The following is a 23,331-nucleotide window of genomic DNA, read 5'->3' on the forward strand; positions in this document are numbered from 1 at the left end:
GGGTTGTCGGGGGACAATCTGACGGGGTTTGGTGCTTTTAATACGGGTAGCGGTAATGTGGGGTTGTTCAATTCGGGTACCGGGAATGTGGGGTTCTTTAATTCTGGTACGGGGAACTGGGGGTTGTTCAATTCGGGGAGTTATAACACGGGTGTGGGTAATTCGGGGGTGGCGAGTACTGGTGTGTTCAATGCGGGTGGTTTCAACACGGGGTTGATGAATGCGGGCAGTTACAACACCGGTAGTTTCAATGCCGGTGATGCCAATACCGGCGATTTCAACCCGGGCAGTGTCAACACGGGCTGGTTGAACACCGGTGACACCAATACCGGGCTGGCCAACTCCGGCAACGTCAACACCGGCGCCCTCATCTCGGGCAACTACAGCAACGGCGCCTTATGGCGAGGCGACTACCAAGGCCTAACCGCCTTCTCCTACACCAACGCCATCATTCCCCAATTCAACATCGCCAACGTCCACGCGTCCGGCGGCGCCGGTCCGGTGACCATCCCGTCAATCCATTTCCCCGCGATCCCCCTGGACTTCGCCGCCACCGGCGCATTCGGTGGCTTCACCATCCCCTCCATGTCCATTTCCCCGATCACGGTAGCCATCAACCCGATCTTCGACCTAGGCCCGATCACGATCGAGGACATCGCATTTCCATCCCTGGGCCTCGACCCCGCGAGCGGTATCACGGTTGGCCCGATGTTCAGCTCCGGTTCCATCATCGATCCATTCAGCATCAAGCTGCTGGGCTTTATCGACGTCCCGGTCAGCGCGATTCAAACGCCGGGCAGTCAGATTCTGCCGTTCACCTTGCCGTTGAGTTCACTTGGCTTGACCACCCTGATACCGGAATTGACGATCCCGGGGTTCAGCATTCCCGTCGAACCCATCCATATCGAGCTGCCGCTGTCGGTGACCATCGGACCGTTCGTCAGTCCCGAAATCGCAATTCCCAAATTCCCGCTAGGCCTCGCGTTGTCCGGCGCCACACCCGCCTTCGGCTTCCCCCCAGAGATCACCATCGACCGAATCCCGGTGGTGCTCGACATCGACGCCCTCCTCGGTCCCGTCATCACCGGGTTGGTCATCCCTCCGGTCCCGGGCTTCGGCAACGCGACTACCGTGCCGTCATCGGGCTTCTTCAACAGCGGCGGTGGTGGCGTATCAGGCATCATGAACTTCGGCCACGGCGTGACGGGCCTGCTGAACCAAGCTCCGACTTCCCTGCTAGGCGCAGTCTCGGGCTACTTCAACTTCGGCACGCTCGAGTCCGGTGTGCTCAATAGCGGCGCCGGACTCTCGGGCCTGTTCAACACCGGCATCCTCGACCTCAACCTCATAGCCTCCGCCTTCAATTCGGGCGTCGGGAATTTCGGCAGGCAACTGGCCGGCTTCTTGTTCCAGGGCACGGGGCCGTAGCCGCCCGAGGCGGCGTCTGGGTGCTCGTTGTCTCCGCGCACCCGACGAGCCGCGCCGGGCGGTTCAGTGGCGCTTGAGGCGGATGCGCCACCACACAATGCCGGAGTACACCACCGAGAGCACCGCCAGCATGCCCATGTCGAACAGCCAGGCCCTGGGGGTGTGGGCCCAGTGACTGTCTTCCGGGCTCAGCGAACCCGGCACCAGCTCGCGCAGATTCACCGTCGCCGCCGATGCCGCATAACCCCAGCGCGCTGGGATCAGCCAGGACATCTGGTCGAGGAAGATCCGGTCGGTCACCGGGATCATTCCCCCGGCAAGCACCAGCTGCAGCATCAGCGACACCACCAGCAGCGGCATGATCTGCTCGTTCGACCGGGCGATCGCTGACAACACCAGCCCCAGAATCGCCGAGGCCACACACGTCGCGGCCACGGTGGTGAACAGTTCGAAACTCGGATTGCCCAGCACCAGCGCCTTCTGGCTGGGAGCGCCCTTGCCCACGATCACGATGGCGGTGGTGATCGCGGCCTGCAGCACCGCGAACACGAAGAACACCGTCAGCTTGGCACCGAGATATGCCCACGTCGAAAGGCCGACGGCCTGCTCGCGTTTGAAAATCGCACGCTCACCGATCAGGTCGCGGATGGTCAGCGCGGTACCCATGAAAACCGCGGCAATCGACAGCAGCGTCAGGATCTGGGCGGCCTCGTCAGGCGTATTGCTGGTCGGGGACGCCATCCGGAATCCGCTGTCGCCCGGCACGGTCAGCGACAGCGCGCCCAGGATGAACGGCAGTACCGCCAGAAAGACAAAGTAGGCGCGGTCGGCGACCACCAGCCGCACCTGCCGGCGGGTGATCGTGGAGAACTGTCGGCGCACACTGGTGTGCGCGGGCGCACCCAGGTCGCCCGGGGCCGGTTCCGGGGCGGTCGGTGACGGCTCCTTCTGCGCCAGGAAGCGTCGGTTGGCCTCCTCGGGGTCCGCGCCCACCTTGGCGAAAATGTGCGCCCAGTTGGTCGTGCCCATCACGTCGCCGATCTGATCCGGCGGACCCAGGTACGCCGTCTTGCCGCCCGGCGCCATGAGCAGCACCTGGTCACACACATCCAGGTAGGTCAGTGAGTGGGTGACCACCAGCACCACCCGGCCCGCGTCGGCCAGTTGCCGCAGCATCGTCATGACCTGCAGGTCCAGCGCCGGGTCCAGCCCGGACGTCGGCTCGTCGAGAATCAGCAGGGACGGTCCGGTGAGCAGTTCCAGCGCCACCGACGCCCGTTTGCGCTGGCCGCCGGACAGGTTGTCCACCCGGGTGTCGGCGTGTTTGGTGAGCCCGAGTTCGTCGAGCACCTGGGCCACCACCTGCGCCCGGTCCTCTTTGCTGGTGTCAGGCGGCAAGCGCAATTCCGCCGCATAGCTCAGCGCCTGGTTGACCGTCAGCTGCCGGTGCACGACGTCGTCCTGCGGCACCATGCCGATCCGGCTGCGCAGCGACGCGTACTGCTGATGAATATCGTGGCCCTCGAAGGTCACCGTGCCGGAGCTGGGAGTGGTGTACCCGGCGATGAGCCGGGACAGCGTGCTCTTGCCGGCGCCGGACCCGCCGATGATCGCGGTCAGCGTCCCGGGTCGCGCGGTCATCGCCACGTTGTCCAGCAGACGGTTGTCGTTGATGGTGAAGACGATGTCGCGTACCTCGAGTCCGCCGGTGCGGGTCGCGGCCTCGGTACGGCGCACCAGGATGCCGTCGGCGAACGCCAGGTCCACATTGCCGATGGTGACCACGTCGCCTTCGGACAGGATTGCCGACCCGACCCGGATGCCGTTGACGAACGTCCCGTTAATGGTGCCCAGGTCGCGGATCTCGGTGCCGACCGGCGTCGGGGCGAGTGCCGCGTGGTACCGCGACGCCAGTACGTCGGGAATGACGATGTCGTTGTCCAGTGCCCGGCCGATACGCGCCGAGTTCGACCGCGGTGCCTGCCCGGATCCGACCGTCGGGGCTTTGATTGTGCCCGTCGCGAGTTGCGAGACCGTGTCGTCGGGTGTGCGGGTCGGGGGAAGCGGTGCTGGCTGCGGCTGGCGGGCCGCCCGGGCGGCGGGGGGCGGCGCGATGGTCGGGATGGCGGTGGTGCGTTGTACGTCGTCGGGATGCGTCGGGCGGCGGACCGGCGGTGCGGGCGGCCGACCGCTCGGCGATCCGTCGGGCGCTGCGATGACCGGCAGCCGCTCGGTCGGCGGCAGCACGCCGATGTTGCCGTGCTGGTGGCCCACCTCGAAGGCGAGGCGCGGCCCGTCCGGACTACCGAGGTTGACGGCATGACCGTCCTGGATGTCCACTCCCGGAACGCGTTTGCCGTTGACGAAGATTCCGTTCTGCGAGGCATTGTCGATGGCCACCCAGCGACCCTGGTCGAAGCGGAGCAGCAGGTGGGCGCGGGCCACCAGCGGGTGCGCGACTCGCAGGTCGGCGCGAAGGTCACTGCCCACCACCACATCTGGGCCTGCCGCGAAGTCGCGGTGTGAGCGTGGGGACCGAACTGTCAAGACCGGCGGCGGGTTTGGGTTCATCAGCACACCCTAAAGCCGAGACCCTCCCTTACCGGCGCTTTAGCCGAATCCTCCACCACACGATCGTGCTGTAGACGAGGCACAGCAATGCCAGCATCGCCATGTCGAACAGCCAGGCGCTCTTGGTGTGGTTCCAATGCTGGTCTTTCGGGTCGGTCGGCCCGGGGGTGAGGCGGTGGGTGTCGATGGTCGACGACGCGGCCGCGTAGCCCCACCGCGCCGGTGTGGCCCAGGACAATTGGTCCAAGCCGGTGCGGTTCGTCACCCAGATCATGCCGCCGGAGAACACCAGCTGCGACATGATCGCGGTCACCAGCAGTGGCATGATCTGGTCCTGAGATTTGGCGATCGCCGACAGCGCCATGCCGAGAATCGCCGACGTCACACAGGTCGCCGCCACGGTGACGAACAGCTCGAACCGGACATCGAACAACAGCACAGGACCCGACAGCGGCTTGCCCCAGCCGATTACGGCGATGGTGGTGGAGATGGCGGCCTGCATGGTCGCGAACGCGCAGAACACCACGATCTTGGCGGCCAGATAGGCGCCGGTGGACAGGCCGACCGCCTGTTCACGCTTGAAGATGGGACGCTCCCCGACGAGGTCGCGGATGGTCAGCGCGGTACCCATGAAGACCGCGCCCACGTTGAGCATGACCAGGATCTGGCCAGGTTGGTTGGGCGCGCTGCTGAGTGGATCGGCCATGTCGAAGCCGGTCTTGCCGCGCACCGTCAGGGTCAGAACTCCGATGAGGAACGGCAGCAACGCCAGGAAGACGGTATACCCGCGGTCCGAAATCACCAGCCGCACTTGTCGGCGGGAGATCGTGGAGAACTGTCGAAGCCCGCTGTTGTGCACCGGTTCGCCGAGGTCGGCGGCTTGGCTGGCTACGGACGGACGGTCCTGTCCGGACCGGTTCCCTTCCAGGAACCGGCGATTGGCCTCGTCCGGGTCGGCACCCACCTTGGTGAAGATGTCGGCCCAGTTGGTGGTGCCCATTGCCTCGCCGATCTGGTCGGGCGCGCCCAGGAACGCGGTCTTGCCGCCGGGAGCCAGCAGCAGGATCTGGTCGCACACGTCCAGGTACGACACCGAGTGGGTGACCACCAGCACCACGCGGCCGGCGTCGGCGAGCTGGCGCAGCATCATCATCACCTGGCGGTCCAGCGCCGGGTCCAGACCCGAGGTCGGTTCGTCCAGGATCAGCAGCGACGGGCCGGTCAGCAGCTCCAACGCCACCGACGCGCGTTTGCGCTGGCCGCCGGACAGCTTGTCGACGCGGGTGTCCGCATGCTTGGTCAGCTCGAGTTCTTCGAGGACCTGGGCGACCACCTGGGCTCGGTCGGCCTTGCTGGTGTCGGGGGGCAACCGCAGTTCGGCGGCATACCCGAGTGCCTGGTTGACGGTCAGCTGACGGTGCACCACGTCGTCCTGCGGGACCATGCCGACTCGGCTTCGTAACGACGCGTACTCGGCATGGATGTCGTGGCCCTCGAAGGTGACGTTGCCGGTGCTGGGGCTGGTGTACCCGGCGATCAGGCGCGACAGCGTGGACTTGCCGGCACCGGATCCGCCGATGATGGCGGTCAGGGTGCCCGGGCGCGCGGTCAGCGAGATGTGGTCGAGCAGCTGCTTGCCGCCCTCCACGGTGAACGTGACCGAGTTGACCTCCAGGCCGCCGGTACGCGAGGCCACCGCGGTGCGACGGACCAGCGTCCCGCCGGTGAAGACCAGGTCGACGTTGCCGATGGTGACCTGGTCGCCCTCGGTCAGGATCGCCGACCCGACCCTGACCCCGTTGACGAACGTGCCGTTGACGCTGTTGTTGTCGCGGATCTCCGCACCCAGCGGCGTCAGGGTCAGAAACGCGTGATGGCGCGACGCCAAGACGTCCTGGATGACGATGTCGTTGTCGGTGGAACGCCCTATGGTGACGGAGTTCGACGGGATCTCGTGCGCCCCGGTCCGGGTCAGCAGGGCCTGGAACATCTTGGTGGCGATGTTTCCCTGCTCGGGCGGCTTGGTGATCGCCGCGGGCGGCATCGGGTTGCGCGGTGCCGACCTGGGCGGGGCAGGAGCGAAGTTCGGCGACGACGGCGGGGGTCCGCTGACCGGGTAGCCCGGCGGCGCCCAGGGCGCGCCGCTGCTGGGGTACATCGGTTGCCCCGGCGACGGTGGCGGCGGTCCGCTGGGAAGCGGCCGGCTCTGCGGCGGGCCGGCCCAGGCCGGTTGCCGCCCGGGCGGCGGTGGCGGGGGAGGAGGCCCGCCCGGCCCTCCCGGCGCGACCGGCTGGATGACGGGTAACGACTCGGTTTGCGGGGGACGACCGGCGGGACCCCGGTGCCGTCCCACCTCGAAAGTCAGCCGCGGCCCGTCCGGGTTTCCGATATTGACCGTCTGGCCGTCGTTGATGTCGACCACTGGGACTCGGCGACCGTTGGTATAGGTGCCGTTCAGGGAATTGTTGTCGATCGCCAGCCAGCGGCCCTGATCGAAACGCAACAGTAGGTGGGCACGCGAGATCAGTGGATGGGTAATGCGCAGGTCGGCGCGCAGATCACGGCCAACGACCACGTCGTGGCCCGCGGCGAAGGTGCGTTCCGACCCGTCGTGTCGAACGGTCAGCGTTGGCGGGGCGGGTGGGGGCATCGCTGACAACTTTAGCCGGTCGAGCCGTGGTTACTGCTTGTCAGGCGCGCCAGTGACCACGCAGTGGGTGCGGCTGTAGATGGTGGGCATGCACTGATTGCAGTGCGTGCACACCGATCGGGTGTGCGCACCGTCGGCAGCGATGCGGTTGACCAGGTCGGGCTCGGCCAGTAGCGCGCGAGCCATCGCGACGAACTGGAACCCCTCTGCCATGGCCAGGTCCATCGTCTCCCGGTTGGTGATCCCACCGAGCAGGATCAGTGGCAGCGACAATTCGGCCCGGAACAACTTGGCTTCCCGCAGCAGGTATGCCTCGCGGTAAGGGTATTCGCGCAGGAATTTCTTGCCGGTCATGCGCATCCCCCAGCGCACAGGCGGTTTGAACGCGCCCGCGAACTGCTTGACCGGCGCGTCGCCGCGGAACAGGTACATCGGATTGACCAAGGAGCTGCCGGCGGTGAGTTCTATTGCGTCCAGGCCGCCGTCCTCCTCGAGCCATTTGGCGGTGGTCACGGCCTCGTCGGTGCTGATGCCTCCACGGACACCGTCCGACATGTTGAGTTTCGCCGTCACCGCGATCTGTCGCGGTCCCTGGTCGACGGCGCGACGCACGGCCATCACCAACCCGCGGGCCACCTTGGCCCGGTTGGCCAGCGAGCCGCCGAACTCGTCGGTCCGGCGGTTGATCAGCGGACTGAGGAACGAACTGGCGAAATAGTTGTGCCCCAGGTGGATTTCGACGGCGTCGAAACCGGCTTCCACGGCGAAACGAGCGGCCTTGGCATGGTCGGCCAGCACGTCGTCGATGTCGTCGCGGTTGGCCTTCCGCGCGAATCGCATCCCGATCGGATTGAAGAAGCGCACCGGTGCCAGGGCGGTGGCCTTGTTGGACTTGGCGTTGGCCACCGGCCCGGCGTGGCCGATTTGGGCGCTGACCGCCGCGCCCTCGGCGTGGATGGCGTCGGTGAGCCGGCGCAGGCCGGGCACCGCCTCCGGACGCATCCAGAGCCCGTTGCCCTCGGTGCGGCCGCCGGGGGAGACCGCGCAGTACGCGACGGTGGTCATCCCGACACCGCCCGCGGCGGGCAGCCGGTGGTATTCGATGAGGTCGTCGGTTACCAGCGCGTCCGGCGTCCGGGCTTCGAACGTGGCGGCTTTGATGATCCGGTTGCGCAGCGTCAGCGGCCCGAGCTTGGCCGAGCTGAACACGTCTGGGGCAGCCGACATAACAGGGAGCCTAGCGGCTCACCGTCGTTTCGTGCGGGCGTGTCAGACTGTCTGACGTGGGCGCTATCACGCTGGACGGCAAGGCCACCCGGGACGAAATCTTCGTCGACCTCAAGCAACGGGTAACCGCATTGACCGAGGCGGGCCGCACACCCGGCCTGGGCACCATCCTGGTCGGGGACGACCCGGGGTCGCAGGCTTATGTGCGCGGCAAGCACGCCGACTGCGCGAAAGTCGGCATCACGTCCATCCGCCGCGACCTGCCTGCCGACATCTCCACCGCCACGCTCAACGAGACCATCGACGAACTGAACGCCAACCCCGAGTGCACCGGATACATCGTGCAGTTGCCGCTGCCCAAGCAGTTGGATGAGAACGCTGCTCTGGAGCGCGTCGATCCCGACAAGGACGCCGACGGGCTGCATCCGACCAACCTGGGTCGGCTGGTGTTGAACACCCCGGCGTCACTGCCCTGCACCCCGCGCGGCATCGTGCACCTGCTGCGGCGCTACGACATCGAGATCGCCGGTGCGCACGTGGTGGTCATCGGCCGCGGTGTGACGGTGGGCCGGCCGCTCGGCCTGTTGCTCACCCGCCGCTCCGAGAACGCCACGGTTACGTTGTGCCACACCAAGACTCGCGACCTGCCCGCCCTCACCCGGCAGGCCGACATCATCGTGGCCGCGGTGGGGGTGCCGCACCTGCTGACCGCCGACATGGTCCGTCCCGGCGCCGCCGTCGTCGACGTGGGTGTCAGCCGGGTAGACGGCAAGCTCACCGGGGACGTGCATCCAGACGTGTGGGACGTCGCCGGCCACGTGTCACCCAACCCGGGCGGCGTGGGGCCGCTGACCCGTGCCTTCTTGCTCACCAACGTCGTCGAGTTGGCCGAACAGCAATGACGGTGCGGGCCATTCTGGGGCGGGTGGTCCGCGCCCAATGGCCGATCCTGCTCGTCGGGATGATTTTCCTGGTGGCGTTCGTGTTGGCCGGCGCCAACTTCTGGCGTCGGGGGGCGTTGCTGATCGGCATCGGTGTCGGTGTGGCTGCCGTATTGCGGTTGGCCCTGCCCGACGAGCGCGCCGGCCTGCTGGTGGTGCGCAGCCGAGGCACCGACCTGCTCACCACGGCGGCGGTCGCCGCCGCGATGGTCTATGTGGCGTGGACGATCGACCCGCTCGGGACGGGCTAGCTGGGCTAGAACCCGGCCGGCAGGCCCGGAATGCCCGCCATCCCCGGAATGCCCTCCATCCCCGGAATGCCCGCCATGCCCGGTATCTGCTGCAGACCGCCCGGGATCTTGCCGCTCGCGACGTCGGCCATCACCGACGGGCAGTACATCTGAATCGCGATGGTGGTGAACATGCTGGCCATTTCCGGCGACATGCCGTTACCCCCGACGCGCGATGCGGCCGCGGCGAAATTCCCGCCGGGCTGGGCAAGCATCGGACAGACGGAGTGACCCAGGGCTTCCGCGTTCAGCGGGTCACCGTAGTTGACCCCGGCATTGGACAACGCGGTGATGAATGCGTCGTCGACGGGGCTGGCCTCGGCGGGGGCGGCTAACGCCGCGGCCGCAGTAAGCAGGCCCGCGGTTCCCGCCAGTAGGCGAACGGTCAGTGGCTGGTGACGCCATGGCTTCATCTGTGCTCCCTCATATGTGTTGAGAGCACCCAGGACTTCCAGTGGCACTCCAGTGACGCTATGAACCTTCGTCCACGGCGGTCTCATTCAGGACACGATGACATAAAGGTTTGACGTGCCAGGCGTTTGTAATTAGCCAGCAAACCCAGCGTCGATTAACGGCAGTCACGGCCAAGAACACGATCGCGTCACGCTGTGTCGCGACACGTCGGCGAACAACCCATTCGGCCACTGCGGCGGTTAACAATGCGGCTCATGATCTCTCGCCAGGCCTTTCTACGCGGCGCGGCCGGAGTGGTGGCGACCTCGGCCCTGTTCCCGGCAGCGCTGGTCCGGGCGGAACCGACCGGTGCCTGGGGCGGCCTGGCCTCCTCGATCGGCGGCAAAGTGCTGCTGCCCAGCGACGCCGGCTTCAGCGCTGGCAAACAGATATTCAATTCGATCTACAACACCTCGAGCCCTGCGGCGGTCGTCGTCGTCACGACCCAGGCCGATGTGGAGAAGGCCGTCGCCTTCGCGGCGGCCAACAAGCTCAAGATCGCCCCGCGCGGTGGTGGACACTCTTATATCGGTGCGTCGACTGCCAACGGCACCATGGTGCTCGACCTGCGCGGCCTGACCGGCGGGGTGAATGTAAACAGCGCCGCGGGCACGGTCACGGTGCCGGCCGGGACCGATCTGTACGCCGTGCAGCAGGCTCTGGCCGGCGCCGGACGGGCCATACCCACCGGCAGTTGCCCCACCGTCGGGGTGGCGGGGCTGACTCTGGGCGGCGGGATGGGCGCCGATTCCCGCCACGCGGGCCTGACCTGTGACGCTCTGCGGTCGGCAACGGTCGTGCTGCCCAGCGGCCAGACGGTCACCGCATCCGCCGACGAACACCCCGACCTGTTCTGGGGGCTGCGCGGCGGGGGTGGCGGCAACTTCGGGGTCACCACGTCTCTGACGTTCAACACCTTCGCCACCTCCGACTCCGATGTGGTGCGCGTCGTTTTCGCGCCGACGGCTGCGCCGCAGGTGCTCACGGGGTGGCAGACGTGGCTGGCCCAGGCTGACCGGAACACCTGGGGGCTGGTTGATCTGTCCGTGAACGGGACGCAGGGCGAATGCCATGTCCTGGCGACCTGTCCGGCGGGTTCCGGCCCAGCGGTGGCAGATGCGATCAAGGCAGCGGTGGGGGTGCAGCCCACCGCCACCGAACACAAGACGCTGAGCCGCATGGACCTGGTCAATTATCTGGCGGGTGGCAGTTCGGCGAGTTCACCGCGAGGCTTTGTGGCGGGCTCCGACGTGATCGGCACCATGAGCTCGAATGCCGCGCAGGCAATCGTCGCGGCGATCGGGAAGTACCCGCCGGCCGGCGGCCGCGCCTCGGTGATCGTGGACACGCTCAGCGGCGCCGTCGGCGATGTGGATCCCGCGGCATCGGCGTTTCCGTGGCGGCGGCATTCGGCCGTCGCGCAGTGGTACGTCGAGACCGGGAACGGACAGACGTCCACCGCCAGTACCTGGGTAGCCACCGCGCACCAGACGGTGCAACAGTTTTCGGCGGGCGGCTACGTCAATTACCTGGAACCCAACACCCAGGCCTCGCGCTATTTCGGGTCGAACCTCGCGCAACTGACTACCGTGCGGCAACGCTACGACCCAGACGGACTGATGTATTCGGGCCTCAGCTTCTGAGTACTGTCCAAAGGGACCACCCGCTCTCGCTGTCGGCGCCCGCGCGCTGAATATCCCTGTCGAATGTGCGCATCCTCGTTCGTCATCAGTAGAGGACGAAATATGGCGCACTCGTAGAAGGGAGCCTGAACCATGGGTGATGTCGACCGACTGAACAGCAACCTCGTAGCCCGTATACTCGACAGCGATGCAACAGCACCGCCCGCGCTGCGCCGCGCGGCATTCGACAATGCCGGCCTCGACGAGCCGATACGGACCTTGATCGACAAGGTCGCCTACCGCTCTTATGACGTCACCGACGAGGACGTCGCGGCCGTGCGGGCCGCGGGGCTCAGCGAGGACCAGGTATTCGAAGTGGTGGTCTGCGCGGCCGTCGGCCAAGCGTACCGGCAGTACCGCAGCGCGCTGTCCGCGCTCGTCGAGGCCACTGGAGCCGACCTATGAGGCTCGGTGTCCTCGACCGCGGTCATCCGTTGTCCACAAAGGCTTTGTTCGGCGTGATCCGGCTGGTCTCGCGGCAACCGGTGGTGGACGCCGTCAAATTGGCGTTCTACCGACGCGACTTCTGCGGCGCTGGGCCTTTGACTCATGAGGCGATGCGCGGCCCCTCCGACTGGTCGATCGGGGATCGTGAATTGATGGCCGCGTACGTCTCGTTGGTCAACGAATGTCCGTTCTGCATCGCGGCGCACACCGCCACCTCCAGCCTGTGGTACCGCGACGACGCGAAAGTGGCTGCCGCCCTTGCTGATCTGGATGCGGCGCAAATCGAGGAGCCGCTGCGGGCAACGCTGCGCCTGCTCGGCAAGCTCACCCGAGAGCACAGCGTGGACGCGGACGATGTCCGCGCGGTGCTGGGCGCGGGTGTCTCCGCGCAGCAGATCAAAGATGCCGTCGCGGTCTGCCTGGCCTTCAACGTCACCAACCGACTCGCCAACGCCTTCGACTTCACCGTCGCCGAGCCGGCCGCGATGACCGCCGGTGCCAAGCACTTGCTGAAGCGCGGCTACCGGTAAGAGATCAGGACAGCGTCGCCCGCACGCACACCGTGATGTAGGGCAGCGCGAGACCGTTGGCGTTGGCCAGCGCCGGATGGGTGGCCAGCAGATTGCGCACCTTGTCCAGCGTCTTGGTGCGCACCTCGGTGGGCGAGGTGATGCAGTAGGTGCGTGACGCGACGAGGTCGATAAGTGCTTGCGGCGTAAGGTAATTCGTCCATTCGACGTGATGGCGCTCCACCACGTGGAAGGGTTCGGGCAGTGTGGCCCGGTCACGTAGGGGGTCGTCGTCGCGACCGATGATCTCGCCCAGTTCGCGCACCCAGCCGAGCCGTTCGTCACGGGTGTTCCACACCAGACCCAGCCGCCCACCCGGGCGCAGCACCCGGGCCACCTCCGGGATGGCGCGCGTCGGATCCACCCAGTGCCAGGCCTGCGCCACCAGGACCGCGTCGACGCTGTTGTCCGGCAACGGAATTTCTTCCGCCGTGCCCAGCAATGCACGAGTCTGCGGCAGCGACGCGCTGAGCACCTCCAGCATCTCCGGCACCGGGTCGACGGCGACCACATCCAGGCCCCGCTCCACCAGCCGCGTGGTCAGCTTGCCGGTTCCCGCGCCGAGGTCGAGGACCTCGGTGGCGCCGGCTGGCAACAGCCAGTCGATCGCCTCGGGCGGATAGGTCGGACGGCCTCGCTCGTAGGCAGCCGCGGCCGCGCCGAAGGACAGGGAACGGTCGCGCTGAGAACGGGTCACCGCGGACTCCCGTCTGCGCCTGAGCCACCGGCCAATTCGAGGGTTTCGCGGATCAGCACACCCACCGCGTCGGACTCGATCAGGAAGCCGTCGTGGCCGCAGACGGACTTGACCACACGCACTCCGCCGCAGCCGGGCAGCAGCTCAGCCAGCTCGTCCTGCAGGCGCAGCGGGTAGAGCCGGTCGGAGGTGATGCCGCCGACCACGGTCGGGACCGGGCACCGGGTCAGCGCCGCATGCACGCCGCCGCGCCCGCGGCCGACGTCGTGACTGTTCAGCGCCTCGGTCAGGGTGACGTAGCTGCCCGCATCGAAGCGCGACAGCAGCTTCTCGCCCTGATGCTCGAGGTAGCTCTGCACGGCGTAGCGGCCGCCGGTCGCCGGGTCCTCGCCGAGCTGCGGGTTGTTGGAAAATCGGCGGTCCAGCTCCACCTCACCGCGGTAGGTCAGGTGCGCGATGCGGCGAGCGATCTTCAGCCCCTCGTCGGGTGCCCGACCGGTCTCGTAGTAGTCGCCGTTCTGCCAGTTGGGGTCGGCCTTGATGGCCGCGATCTGGGTGGTCTGGGTGCCCAATTGATCCCCGGTGGCGCGGGCTCCGACTGCCAGCAACAGGCCCGCTCGCACCCGATCCGGGTGCCCGACGATCCACTCCAAAGCGCGTGCGCCGCCCATGGACCCGCCAACAACGGCGGCCACTTGCGTTATTCCCAGTGCGGTCAGCGCGGCGATGTCGGCCTCCACCTGATCGCGCACCGTGATGTGTGGAAACCTCGACCCCCACGGCTTGCCGTCGCGGGCAAGCGAACTCGGGCCGGTGGACCCACGGCAGCCGCCAAGGGAGTTGGTGGCCACCGCACACCAACGATCGGTATCGATCGGTGCACCGGGCCCGGCCACCCCGTCCCACCAGCCGGGCGTCGGATGCCCGGGTCCGGCGGGCCCGGTGACGTGGGAGTCGCCGGTGAGCGCATGCAGCACCATCACCACGTTGTCGCGCGTCGGCGACAACTCGCCCCAGCGCTGTACGGCGATGTGGACGTCGTCAAGGACCGCGCCGCTTTCCAGCCGCAGCGCGCCGATGTCGACGACGCCGACTTCACCCTCGGCGGGCAACGCTTGCGTGGGCACGTCGGAGATCGTCATCTCGGCGCCCTCAGAACGCCGCCACGGTCTGTGGGTCGGTCCCGGCGGTCGACGAGGTCAATGCCCCGGCAGCCGAGAAACCAAGCTCCAAGTCGGCCAGGATGTCGTCGATGTTCTCCAGGCCGACGGCGAGTCGGACCAGTCCGGGGGTGACCCCGCTGGCCAGTTGCTCGGCGGCGCTGAGCTGCGCGTGCGTGGTCGAGGCCGGGTGGATCACCAGCGATCGCACGTCACCGATGTTGGCGACGTGGCTGTGCAGCTCGAGCGCGTCGACGAATGCCTTGCCGGCGTCCACGCCACCGGCCAGCTCGAAGGACAGCACCGCGCCGGTGCCTTTGGGAGCCAACTTCTTGGCGACCTCGTGCCAGGGCGAGCTGGGCAGTCCGGCGTAGTTGACCGACAGCACGTCCTCGCGGGCTTCCAGGAATTCTGCGACCCGCTGCGCGTTGGCGACGTGGCGCTCCACCCGCAGGCTCAGTGTCTCCAGGCCCTGCGCTACCAGGAATGCGTTGAACGGCGATGCCGCCGAACCGAGGTCACGCAGCAGCTGCACCCGGGCCTTGAGCGCGAACGCGGGCGGCCCCAGCTCGGCGTAGACCACGCCGTGGTAGCTCGGGTCAGGGGTGGTGAAACCGGGGAAACGGCCGTTGGTCCAGTCGAAGGTGCCGCCGTCGACGATGACACCTGCGATGGCCGAGCCATGCCCGCCCAGATACTTGGTGGCCGAGTGCACCACGATGTCGGCGCCTTGCGCCAGCGGCTGGATCAGATACGGCGTGGCGATGGTGTTGTCGACGATCAGCGGCACCCCGTTGCGGTGCGCGACTTCGGCGACGGCCGGGGTGTCCAGCACGTCGATCTGCGGGTTGGAGATGGTCTCGGCGAAGAACGCCTTGGTGTTGGGCCGCACGGCCGCCTGCCAGGAGTCAAGGTCGTCCGGATCCTCCACGAAGCTGACCTCGATGCCCAGTTTCGGCAGCGAATAGTGGAACAGGTTGTACGTGCCGCCGTACAACCGCGGACTGGACACGATGTGATCGCCGGCAGCGGCCAGGTTCAGGATCGCGAACGTCTCAGCGGCCTGGCCGGACGACAGGAACAACGCAGCCACGCCGCCCTCCAGTGCGGCGACGCGCTGTTCGACCACGTCGGTGGTGGGGTTGCCGATGCGGGTGTAGATGTTGCCCGGCTCGGCGAGCCCGAACAGGGCGGCGGCGTGCGCGACGTTGTCGAAGGTGTACGACGTGGTCTGATAGATCGGCAGCGCCCGCGCGTTGGTGGTCGGGTCCGGTCGCTGGCCCGCGTGGATCTGCTTGGTTTCGAAGGACCACTTCGCGGTCGGGTCGGTGTTCTCGGAGCTCACTCTGGTCGCTTTCTGCTATGAGGAAATGGCGGTTAGGCGAAGAGAGGCACAGCGGGAAGAGCCGAGTGGGTTAGAGAAGAGCGCATCACGTTTCCCTGTCAGCTCAGGGGCCCGGTTGATGGCGGACCCGCGCTTGCCGCGTAGCCGGTGCGGCTACTCAACCTGGTCATCACCCGGGGCACCCCACCGCGGTTGGAGGGTTGCCGGCCAGCAAGCCGGGGCTTGACGCTGGCACTCATGACCGATTCGAAGAATATCGTATGGCGGCTGATCCCCGCCAATTACTAGCTGGCGGGCGGCTCCGCGGGCTCATTGGCGCGAGAAGCCGACACGCACTCGTCCAGGAAATCCAAAATCACCTCGGTTACCCGGCCCGGCGCCTCGAACATAGGCACATGGCCGACGTTGTCGAGCCGAACGAACCGGTGGTCCTCGGGCAGGTGGCTGCGGAAGTGCTTGCTGAATCTGGGCGCCGGGACAACCCGGTCCTTCTCACAGACAACGAGCTGCGCCGGTACGGCGTTTTCGGCGAGCTCCTGCAGGCCGGGCATCAGCAGCGCTTTGACCAGTAGCTGAAAATAGGCCGGGCAGTGCGCGACGTCGTCGATGATGACGCTGAGTTCGCGCTCGCTGACCCCGTCGGGCGACGCACTGATCGCGTAGGTGGACAGATGCCTGCTGAAGGGGATCTGCAAGGCGCGCGGTCCCAGCAGCCAAGCGACCACCAACAGCGGAATGCCGAGGATGAACTTGGCGATCACCTCGAACTTGGCCGGGCTCCAGCGGGTCCAGCCACCCGCCGGGGCGATGCCGATGACACTGCGCGCGCGGCCGCGTCGCTCCAATTCGAACGCGACCCAGCCGCCCAGCGAATTGCCGACGATGTGCGCCGTGTCCCAACCCAGTTCGTCCATCTGCTGCTCGACGTGATCGGCCAGGACCTGAGAGGACAGAAAATACGTGCCGGCGCGCGGGCCGCCGTTGTGGCCGGCCATTGTCGGGGCGAAAACCTCGTAGCGGCCGGTTTCGGCCAGTTGCTGGGCAACCACCTCCCATACCGTCTGCGACATGAGGAAGGGGTGCAGCAACAGCACCGGCTCGCCCGAACCCAGGTGGATGGGCGTGCGGGTAGCAGCGCCGGATGCAGGCTTACGCAGACTTCGCATAATTTCGACAGTAAATGCGGTACCGCCGGTATCGCAACCTGCCCCAAACGCGCCGCTCGTCGCCGAACGTGCAGCCAGCTTCACGCTCGTCGCCGAACGTGCAGCCAGCTTCACGTTCGCGCGGGTGGGGTCCGTGAAAAGATCGGGGCACCATGAGCACCCCTCCCGGATCCGGCCGGATTTTCTCCGGCGTGCAGCCAACTTCGGACTCGCTACATCTCGGCAACGCCCTGGGCGCGGTAGCCCAGTGGGTCGGGCTGCAGGACGAACACGACGCGTTCTTCTGCGTGGTGGACCTGCATGCCATCACCGTCCCGCAGGATCCCGACGCGCTGCGGCGCCGCACGCTGATCACCGCCGCGCAATATCTGGCGCTGGGCATCGACCCCGACAAGGCCACCATCTTCGTTCAGAGCCACGTGCCGGCCCACAGTCAGTTGGCGTGGGTGCTGGGCTGTTTCACCGGGTTCGGTCAGGCCTCTCGGATGACGCAGTTCAAGGACAAGTCGATTCGCCAGGGGGCCGACTCCACCACCGTCGGGCTGTTCACCTACCCGGTGTTGCAGGCGGCCGACGTGCTGGCCTACGACACCGACCTGGTGCCGGTGGGCGAGGACCAACGCCAGCACCTGGAGTTGGCCCGCGACATCGCCCAGCGTGTCAACAGCCGGTTTCCGGATACCTTCGTGGTTCCCGACGTGTTTATCCCGAAGGTCACCGCGAAGATCTACGACCTGCAGGACCCGACGTCGAAGATGAGCAAGTCGGCGTCGACCGACGCCGGATTGATCAGCCTGCTCGACGATCCGGCCAAGTCCGCCAAGAAGATTCGCTCCGCGGTCACCGACAGCGAACGCGAGATCCGCTACGACCCACAGACCAAAGCCGGTGTGTCGAACCTACTGAGCATTCAGGCAGCGGTCACCGGCGTCGGCATCGACACCCTGGTCGACGGGTACGCCGGACGCGGTTACGGCGATTTGAAGAAGGACACCGCCGAAGCCGTCGTCGAATACGTCCGGCCGATCAAGGCGCGGGTCGACGAGCTCACCGCCGATCCGGCCGAGCTGGAGGCGGTGCTGGCCGCTGGTGCGCAGCGCGCCGACGAGGTGGCCAGCCGAACCCTGCAGCGGGTCTACGATCGCTTGGGTTTCCTTCCGCGTAAGGAATAAGTTGACCTCGAATAGCCAGCCTGAGTCCGCGTCGCCCGGGCTCTTGGATCGACTGCGCGCCCGGCACGGCTGGCTCGACCACGTGGTCAAGGCATACCAGCGCTTCAGCAAGCAGAAGGGGACCTTCTTCGCTGCCGGGCTTACCTACTACACGATCTTCTCGTTGTTTCCGTTGTTGATGGTCGGTTACGCGGTGGCCGGTTACATGTTGTCAAGGCGGCCGCAGTTGATGGGCACGCTGGAGGGACGCATCCGAACGGCGGTGTCCGGCGAGTTGGGTCAGCAGTTGGTGGACCTGATGAACAGCGCGATCGACGCGCGTGCCTCGGTCGGTGTGATCGGGTTGCTCACCGCCGCGTGGGCCGGCCTGGGCTGGATGTATCACCTGCGGGAAGCGTTGAGCGAGATGTGGTTACAGGCGACCGACCCCACCGGATATGTGCGCACCAAAGTGTCCGACCTGCTGGCCATGCTGAGTACGTTTCTGGTGATCACGGTGACCATCGCATTGAGTGCGCTGGGGCAGGCGGGCCCGATGAGCGCGCTACTGAGATTGCTTCACATTCCGGAGTTCTCGATTTTCGACGAGATCTTCCGCGGCGTCTCGGTGCTGGTGTCGTTGCTGGTGTCGTGGCTGCTGTTCACCTGGATGATCGCCCGGCTCCCGCGCCTGCCGGGCAGCTTCGTCACCTCGATGCGGGCGGGTCTGATGGCGGCCGTCGGCTTCGAGGTGTTCAAGCAACTGGGTTCGATCTACCTGCAAAGGGTGGTACGCAGCCCGGCGGGCGCCACGTTCGGGCCGGTGCTGGGGTTGATGGTGTTCGCGTTCGTCACCTGGTCGCTGTTGTTGTTCGCGACCGCCTGGGCCGCGACCGCCTCCGACGACGAGCGTGAGAGCCACGTGGACCCGCCGGCGCCCGCGATCATCAGACCGCGCATCCAACTGCAGGAAGGACCCACCGCCCGTCAGACATTAGCGGCGATGGCAGCCGGAGCCGTTGGGGCGCTGACACTTTCGCGACTGACAAAGCGCCGCAGACGTTAGCCGACCAGTTTCAGGCCGACGATGCAGCTAATCACCCCGGCGATCAACAGGATCTTGATCAGCGACGCCGTCTCGTCGCCGGTCAGCATCGCATAGCCGACCGTGAGCACCGCCCCGATGCCGACCCACACCGCGTAACTCGTCCCCGTCGGCAGGCTGCGCATGGCCACTGCCAGACCGCTCATCGAGAACAGCAGAGCGACACCGAAGATCACCGACGGGAAGAGCCGGGTGAAGCCCTGGGATTTGCTCAAAGCGGTTGCCCAGACCGCTTCGAGGACTCCGGAAACCACCAGGACGAGCCAAGCCATCACGCTACCTCCGGTCTGTGCTGCCACCGGCCGTTGGCCATGACTCCCGTGACCCGCAATTGCTGTTCCAGCACAACCAGATTGGCGGCACACCCGGTTCGTATCACACCCACGCCGTGCAGTCCCAGTGCGCGGGCCGGCGTGGTCGCAGTGGTCTGCACCGCCGCAGCCAGCCCCGCCGCGCCAGCGACGGCGCGGAACAACTGGTCCATGGTGGCGGTGCTGCCGGCGATCGTATTCGTGCCACGCACCCGGGCCACCCCCGAAGCGACGACGACGGGCACTGAGCCCAGCCGGAATTCGCCGTCACCACAGCCCGCTGCGGACGTCGCGTCGCTCACCAGCGCGACCCGGTCCGCGCCCACCGCGGCGATCACACCCTGGGCCACGTCAGGGTGGACATGTACCCCGTCGGCGATCAACTCGACCGTTACCCGCGGATCTGCAAGCAGAGCCAGTACGGGTCCGGGTTCGCGGTGGTTCAGTGGTGGCATCGCGTTGAACAGATGGGTGCCGACGGTGGCGCCCAACGCAATTGCGTGGCGGGTCTGTTCGTAGGTCGCGTCGGTGTGCCCGATGGCGACGACAACGCCTGCGTCCACGAATCGGCGGATCGTCTCGTCGCTGCCGGGTAACTCCGGGGCCAGCGTGACCATCCGCACGGTGCCGGCCGCTGCGGCCAGCACCGCCTCGACCTCCTCGCGGTCCGGCGGGCGGATTTGAGTGTGGTCATGCGCGCCGCACCGCCCCACGCTGAGCCAGGGACCCTCCAGGTGAATCCCGGCGATCCGCCCGCGGCGGGTCGCCTCGGCCAGCACACCAACGGCGGCAAGAAGTTCCGCGGGTGCGGCGGTGACCAGACTGGCTACCATCGTCGTGGTGCCGTGCTGCGCGTGAAACGCGACGGCCCGCTCGGTGCCCCCGTCGGTGAACGAGGCGCCGCCGCCGCCGTGCACGTGCATATCGACAAACCCAGGCACCACAACGGATTCGAGTAACTCGACATCTGGCGGCGCCGGCGGCGGCCCGGCGCCGCAGCCGACGATGCTTCGTTCGTGCGTGTGCACCCAGCCGGGCCGGCACACCTCACCGTCGACCACGACCGTGCCGGCATGGATCAGAGTCATGCCGACTCGACGGATTGCCGGGGCCAGCGCCCGCCGTTCTCCCAGAAGTGCCGGATGTCCTCGAGTTCGCGGCCTTTGGTCTCGGGCGCAAACCGGTACACCACGATCAGGGCGATCACTGCGAATGTGCCAAACGTCGCGAAAACGGTTGCGCCACCGAGCCAATTCAGCACCGTCAGGAAGAAGGCGGCGATCAGCGTATTGGCCACCAGGTTGGAAGTCAGCATCACGCTCGACCCCATCGATCGCAGCGGCGCCGGGAAGCTTTCACCGGCGAATACCCAAACCAGCGAACCGAATCCGAAGTTGAACCCGACTGTGAACAGCAATACCCCGCCGAATCCGAGCGCTAGCGCGAGGCCACCTTGATGGCCGGTGTCCTTGGGGTAGAAGGCGACCAGCACGGCGTCGGCAACAATCATCATCGCGATACCGGACAGCAGGATTGGCCGCCGGCCCAGCCGGTCGACCAGAGACAGCGACACGCACACGGCCGCCAAAGCCGCGACCTGAATCATCGCCGGCAGCGCCAGCTTGCCGAAATTGCCCTCGAAACCCATGTCCGCGAACAGCTGTGGGCTGTAGTAGACGATCGCGTTGATGCCGGTGATCTGCACGAGGAAGCCGAGTGCGACGACGAACAGGGTGGCCCGCAGATACGGTCGTCGCAGCATCTCGCTGACGGTGCCCCGGCCTTCGCTGACCGCGCCGGCGATCTCGGCCATCTCCGTCTCGGCGACGTCGGCGGGTTCGATGCGCAACAGCGCGCGGCGCGCCTCGTCGGTGCGGCCCTTGAGCAGATACCACCGCGCGGTGTCGGGCATCCGCAGCAGCAGCGGCAGCAGCAGCACTGCGGGGACGGCGGCCAGGCCGAGCATCCAGCGCCAGCTCCCCGTCCCGGCCAGCAGGTAACCGACCAGGTACCCCACGATGATCCCGGTGAGTGTCGCGAACTGATAGGCGGTCAACAGCCTCCCCCGCACCGCGGCCGGCGCCGATTCGGCCACATAGACGGGCACCACCACCACCGACACGCCAATGGTGACCCCCAAGAGCAATCGCGCGACCAGCAAGATCGGCAGCGAAACCGCAGTAGCGCCCAACAGGGCGAACAGCGCGTACCCGATGAGGATCAGCACCATCGACTTCTTGCGACCGATCGCGTCGGCCAGCACACCGCCGCCAAGCGCTCCGCAGATCTGGCCGAGCACCACCATCGTCGTCACCAGTCCCTCTTGCGGGATGGTGAGGCCGAACTGGTGGGGGAGGAACAACAAGGCGCCCGCGATGCTGGACAGGTCGTAGCCGTAGATAATCCCGACGCTGGCCGCAGTCAGCCCGACCAGCAAACCCCGACCGGTCAGCTTGTCACCTTGGCTCTGAGCACCGCGATCACCTTGGCCGGGTCCTCGGGGGTGAGGCACGGACGCACCCGGCGGCCGACGTCGAAGATCAGGAGGGTGGCCTTGCGGCCACGGTGAATGTCGAGCGGGAACCAGTAACGCGGATCGGTGGCGCCCCAGAACCGGCCCTTCCCGGTGGCCCAACCCATCTGCTTGCTCTTGATCCCCTGAATCTCGCTGTAGGCCACCCGTTTTGAGTTGGCAAACGGGAAATAGTAGCGGTGGATGGTGATTCCGTCCTCATCCAGCGTGAGGCCGGCATCCTGGTAGAGGGCGGTCATTCCGAAGAGTGTAGTGCTTGCTAGTGGTCGAGCCGCCGGTTCATCGAGCGCGCTACCAGGATCAATCCGAACACGACGACCGCGCCGACGACAGCGACTCCGACCCGGATGGGCAGCGTGTCCGCCGAGGACATCAGGCCAGCGGCCTGACTGTTCTCCGGGGCCCGGTTGGCCGGGTTGGGCTTGGTGGTCACCAGCGTGGGATCGGGTTCGATCAACGAGCCCACCTGCGTGCCCTGCGGGGTGCTGAACCCGTAGTCCAGCAGGTGCGCCGCCTGCTCCCACGGGGCGATCGGTTGGCGGGTGCCGTGCAGCAACACCGCCATCAGCCGTCGGCCGCTGCGGTTGGCTGCCCCCACGAAGGTTTGGCCGGCGTCGTCGGTGTACCCGGTCTTGCCGCCCATGGCGCCCGGGTAGTGGTAGAGCAGCTGGTTGTCGTTCTCCAGCTCGTAGCCCGGGTGGTCGCCGTGGCCGGGGAAATCGAAGGTCCTCGTCGCAACGATGTCGGCGAACACGGGGTTGCGCCAGGCGTACCGGTAGAACAGACCCATGTCGTAGGCCGAGGTACTCATGCCCGGCCCGTCGAGTCCGGACGGCGTGGCCACCCGGGTGTCGCGTCCGCCCAGTTTGGCGGCCAGCACATTGAGCTTTTCCAGCGCCGCCTGCATCCCGCCAAGCTGCATCGCCAGTGCGTGCGCGGCGTCGTTGCCCGAATGCATCAGCAGCCCGTGCAGCAACTGGTTTATGGTGTAGACGCCGCCGGCGTCCACGCCAACCTTGGTGCCTTCCGCCGCGGCGTCGTCGTCGGTTCCGGGGACCGTCTTGTTCTGGTTGAACGCGTTGATGGACGCCATTGCGACCAGCACCTTGATGATGCTGGCGGGGCGGTGACGGCCGTGCGGATCGCGGGCGGCGATGACGGCGCCGCTGTCGAGATCCGCGACCAGCCAGGCCTCGGCGGACACATCGCCCGGCAGCGGGGGAGTGTCCGGAGCCGCGATGATGCCGCAACCGGCCAGCGCATTGCCGCCGATCGGCGACGGGGGCAATGCCAGCGGCAGCGGCGGGTCACCGGCCTGGGGCACCTCCGACGAATCCACTGCGGGTGGGGTGTTGATCCGGTAGGGGCAGTTTTCGGTCCCGGCATTCGCCACGGCACTGGGCTCGGCCTGTGCCGCCGGGACTAGCAGTGACCCGGACCCGGTCACCGCGAAAACCGCTGCAGCCAGCCACGATGCGGCGCGTAAAGAGGTCCGTGAAAAGAGCATCGCTGAGCAGATTAAGTGATCAGACGCCCGATCGCAGGATGCCGCGCGGTACGTGAGTGACGCACGTGGTTTGACAGTGTCAATTAATGGGGTGACAC

General features: G+C 66.9%; 20 protein-coding genes, 1 pseudogene and 1 riboswitch. Of the genes and pseudogenes, 8 read left to right on the forward strand and 13 right to left on the reverse strand.

The genetic code is table 11. The annotated features are described in order from the left end of the window. Positions 1–1,428 (forward strand): annotated as a pseudogene (locus A5636_RS05770) (PPE family protein); the annotation flags it as partial. A gap of 63 nt (positions 1,429–1,491) precedes the next feature. Here A5636_RS05770 and A5636_RS05775 read toward each other — a convergent pair. From A5636_RS05775 to A5636_RS05785, 3 genes are read right to left on the reverse strand one after another with little or no spacing between them, the layout of a single operon-like run. Beyond that, entirely contained in the window at positions 1,492–3,999 is a 2,508-nt protein-coding gene (locus A5636_RS05775; protein WP_065157780.1) for an ATP-binding cassette domain-containing protein, read from the reverse strand. 28 nt (positions 4,000–4,027) lie between these two features. Continuing rightward, on the reverse strand, positions 4,028–6,649 hold the full coding sequence (locus A5636_RS05780; protein WP_065157750.1) for an FHA domain-containing protein: 2,622 nt from the start codon (positions 6,647–6,649) through the stop codon (positions 4,028–4,030). 30 nt (positions 6,650–6,679) lie between these two features. Then, a complete protein-coding gene (locus A5636_RS05785; protein ID WP_065157751.1) occupies positions 6,680–7,876 on the reverse strand; it encodes an NADH:flavin oxidoreductase in 1,197 nt (398 codons plus the stop codon). Positions 7,877–7,932: 56 nt separating this feature from the next. On the opposite strand from A5636_RS05785, the gene A5636_RS05790 reads away from it, so the two are divergent. Further along, positions 7,933–8,778 (forward strand): bifunctional methylenetetrahydrofolate dehydrogenase/methenyltetrahydrofolate cyclohydrolase, encoded by an 846-nt coding sequence (locus A5636_RS05790; protein ID WP_065157752.1) that lies wholly within the window; start codon positions 7,933–7,935, stop codon positions 8,776–8,778. Beyond that, entirely contained in the window at positions 8,775–9,068 is a 294-nt protein-coding gene (locus A5636_RS05795; RefSeq protein ID WP_065157753.1) for a DUF3017 domain-containing protein, read from the forward strand. The genes A5636_RS05790 and A5636_RS05795 overlap by 4 nt, the downstream gene beginning before the upstream one ends. 5 nt (positions 9,069–9,073) lie before the next feature. Here the strand turns inward: A5636_RS05795 and A5636_RS05800 are convergent, their stop codons facing one another. Beyond that, positions 9,074–9,520: a DUF732 domain-containing protein gene (locus A5636_RS05800; RefSeq protein ID WP_065157781.1), complete on the reverse strand. Its 447-nt coding sequence runs from the start codon at positions 9,518–9,520 to the stop codon at positions 9,074–9,076. 246 nt (positions 9,521–9,766) lie between these two features. Between A5636_RS05800 and A5636_RS05805 the strand changes: the two genes are divergently transcribed. The 3 genes from A5636_RS05805 (at position 9,767) to A5636_RS05815 (ending at position 12,219) form a co-directional block, all read left to right on the forward strand. Next, on the forward strand, positions 9,767–11,203 hold the full coding sequence (locus A5636_RS05805) for an FAD-dependent oxidoreductase (protein ID WP_065157754.1): 1,437 nt from the start codon (positions 9,767–9,769) through the stop codon (positions 11,201–11,203). Positions 11,204–11,335: 132 nt separating this feature from the next. Beyond that, positions 11,336–11,647 carry a hypothetical protein gene (locus A5636_RS05810; RefSeq protein WP_065157755.1) on the forward strand — a complete coding sequence of 104 codons (312 nt, stop codon included), beginning with the start codon at positions 11,336–11,338 and terminating at the stop codon, positions 11,645–11,647. Further along, entirely contained in the window at positions 11,644–12,219 is a 576-nt protein-coding gene (locus tag A5636_RS05815; protein WP_065157756.1) for a carboxymuconolactone decarboxylase family protein, read from the forward strand. The genes A5636_RS05810 and A5636_RS05815 overlap by 4 nt, the downstream gene beginning before the upstream one ends. Positions 12,220–12,223: 4 nt before the next feature. Here A5636_RS05815 and A5636_RS05820 read toward each other — a convergent pair whose 3' ends face one another. From A5636_RS05820 to A5636_RS05835, 4 genes are all read right to left on the reverse strand, one after another. Further along, positions 12,224–12,955, reverse strand: coding sequence for a class I SAM-dependent methyltransferase (locus A5636_RS05820; protein ID WP_065157757.1), 732 nt, complete (start codon positions 12,953–12,955; stop codon positions 12,224–12,226). Continuing rightward, a complete protein-coding gene (gene metX, locus A5636_RS05825; RefSeq protein ID WP_065157758.1) occupies positions 12,952–14,097 on the reverse strand; it encodes a homoserine O-acetyltransferase MetX in 1,146 nt (381 codons plus the stop codon). The genes A5636_RS05820 and metX overlap by 4 nt, the downstream gene beginning before the upstream one ends. A gap of 10 nt (positions 14,098–14,107) precedes the next feature. Continuing rightward, positions 14,108–15,460 (reverse strand): bifunctional o-acetylhomoserine/o-acetylserine sulfhydrylase, encoded by a 1,353-nt coding sequence (locus tag A5636_RS05830; protein ID WP_065157759.1) that lies wholly within the window; start codon positions 15,458–15,460, stop codon positions 14,108–14,110. Between the two features lie 124 nt (positions 15,461–15,584). Further along, positions 15,585–15,703: riboswitch (SAM riboswitch) on the reverse strand. Between the two features lie 41 nt (positions 15,704–15,744). Further along, the gene (locus tag A5636_RS05835; protein ID WP_065157782.1) at positions 15,745–16,551 is read right to left on the reverse strand and encodes an alpha/beta fold hydrolase; all 807 of its coding nucleotides are present in this window, start codon (positions 16,549–16,551) and stop codon (positions 15,745–15,747) included. A gap of 227 nt (positions 16,552–16,778) precedes the next feature. On the opposite strand from A5636_RS05835, the gene trpS reads away from it, so the two are divergent. Together trpS and yhjD are read left to right on the forward strand one after the other, a co-directional pair. Then, complete coding sequence (gene trpS / locus A5636_RS05840) at positions 16,779–17,798, forward strand: tryptophan--tRNA ligase (RefSeq protein WP_065157760.1); 1,020 nt, start codon at positions 16,779–16,781, stop codon at positions 17,796–17,798. Between the two features lies 1 nt (position 17,799). Further along, entirely contained in the window at positions 17,800–18,843 is a 1,044-nt protein-coding gene (gene yhjD / locus A5636_RS05845; protein ID WP_081287622.1) for an inner membrane protein YhjD, read from the forward strand. On the opposite strand, the gene A5636_RS05850 is transcribed toward yhjD, so the two are convergent. Genes A5636_RS05850 through A5636_RS05870 form a run of 5 tightly spaced genes read right to left on the reverse strand, consistent with a single transcriptional unit; the run spans position 18,840 to position 23,233 of the window. Then, a complete protein-coding gene (locus A5636_RS05850) occupies positions 18,840–19,154 on the reverse strand; it encodes a DMT family transporter (protein ID WP_065157762.1) in 315 nt (104 codons plus the stop codon). The two genes, yhjD and A5636_RS05850, sit on opposite strands and share 4 nt — an antisense overlap. Next, a complete protein-coding gene (nagA, locus tag A5636_RS05855; RefSeq protein WP_065157763.1) occupies positions 19,154–20,281 on the reverse strand; it encodes an N-acetylglucosamine-6-phosphate deacetylase in 1,128 nt (375 codons plus the stop codon). The genes A5636_RS05850 and nagA overlap by 1 nt, the downstream gene beginning before the upstream one ends. Continuing rightward, positions 20,278–21,645, reverse strand: a complete 1,368-nt coding sequence (locus tag A5636_RS05860) for a sugar porter family MFS transporter (RefSeq protein WP_065157783.1) — start codon at positions 21,643–21,645, stop codon at positions 20,278–20,280. Before A5636_RS05860 ends, nagA begins: the two co-directional genes overlap by 4 nt. Next, positions 21,642–21,965 carry a hypothetical protein gene (locus A5636_RS26420; protein ID WP_065157764.1) on the reverse strand — a complete coding sequence of 108 codons (324 nt, stop codon included), beginning with the start codon at positions 21,963–21,965 and terminating at the stop codon, positions 21,642–21,644. The genes A5636_RS05860 and A5636_RS26420 overlap by 4 nt, the downstream gene beginning before the upstream one ends. 20 nt (positions 21,966–21,985) lie before the next feature. Next, the gene (locus A5636_RS05870; RefSeq protein ID WP_065157765.1) at positions 21,986–23,233 is read right to left on the reverse strand and encodes a D-alanyl-D-alanine carboxypeptidase family protein; all 1,248 of its coding nucleotides are present in this window, start codon (positions 23,231–23,233) and stop codon (positions 21,986–21,988) included. Positions 23,234–23,331 lie beyond the last annotated feature (98 nt).

The sequence above is a fragment of the Mycobacterium asiaticum genome (assembly GCF_001673315.1).
Classification (GTDB): Bacteria; Actinomycetota; Actinomycetes; order Mycobacteriales; family Mycobacteriaceae; genus Mycobacterium; species Mycobacterium asiaticum_B.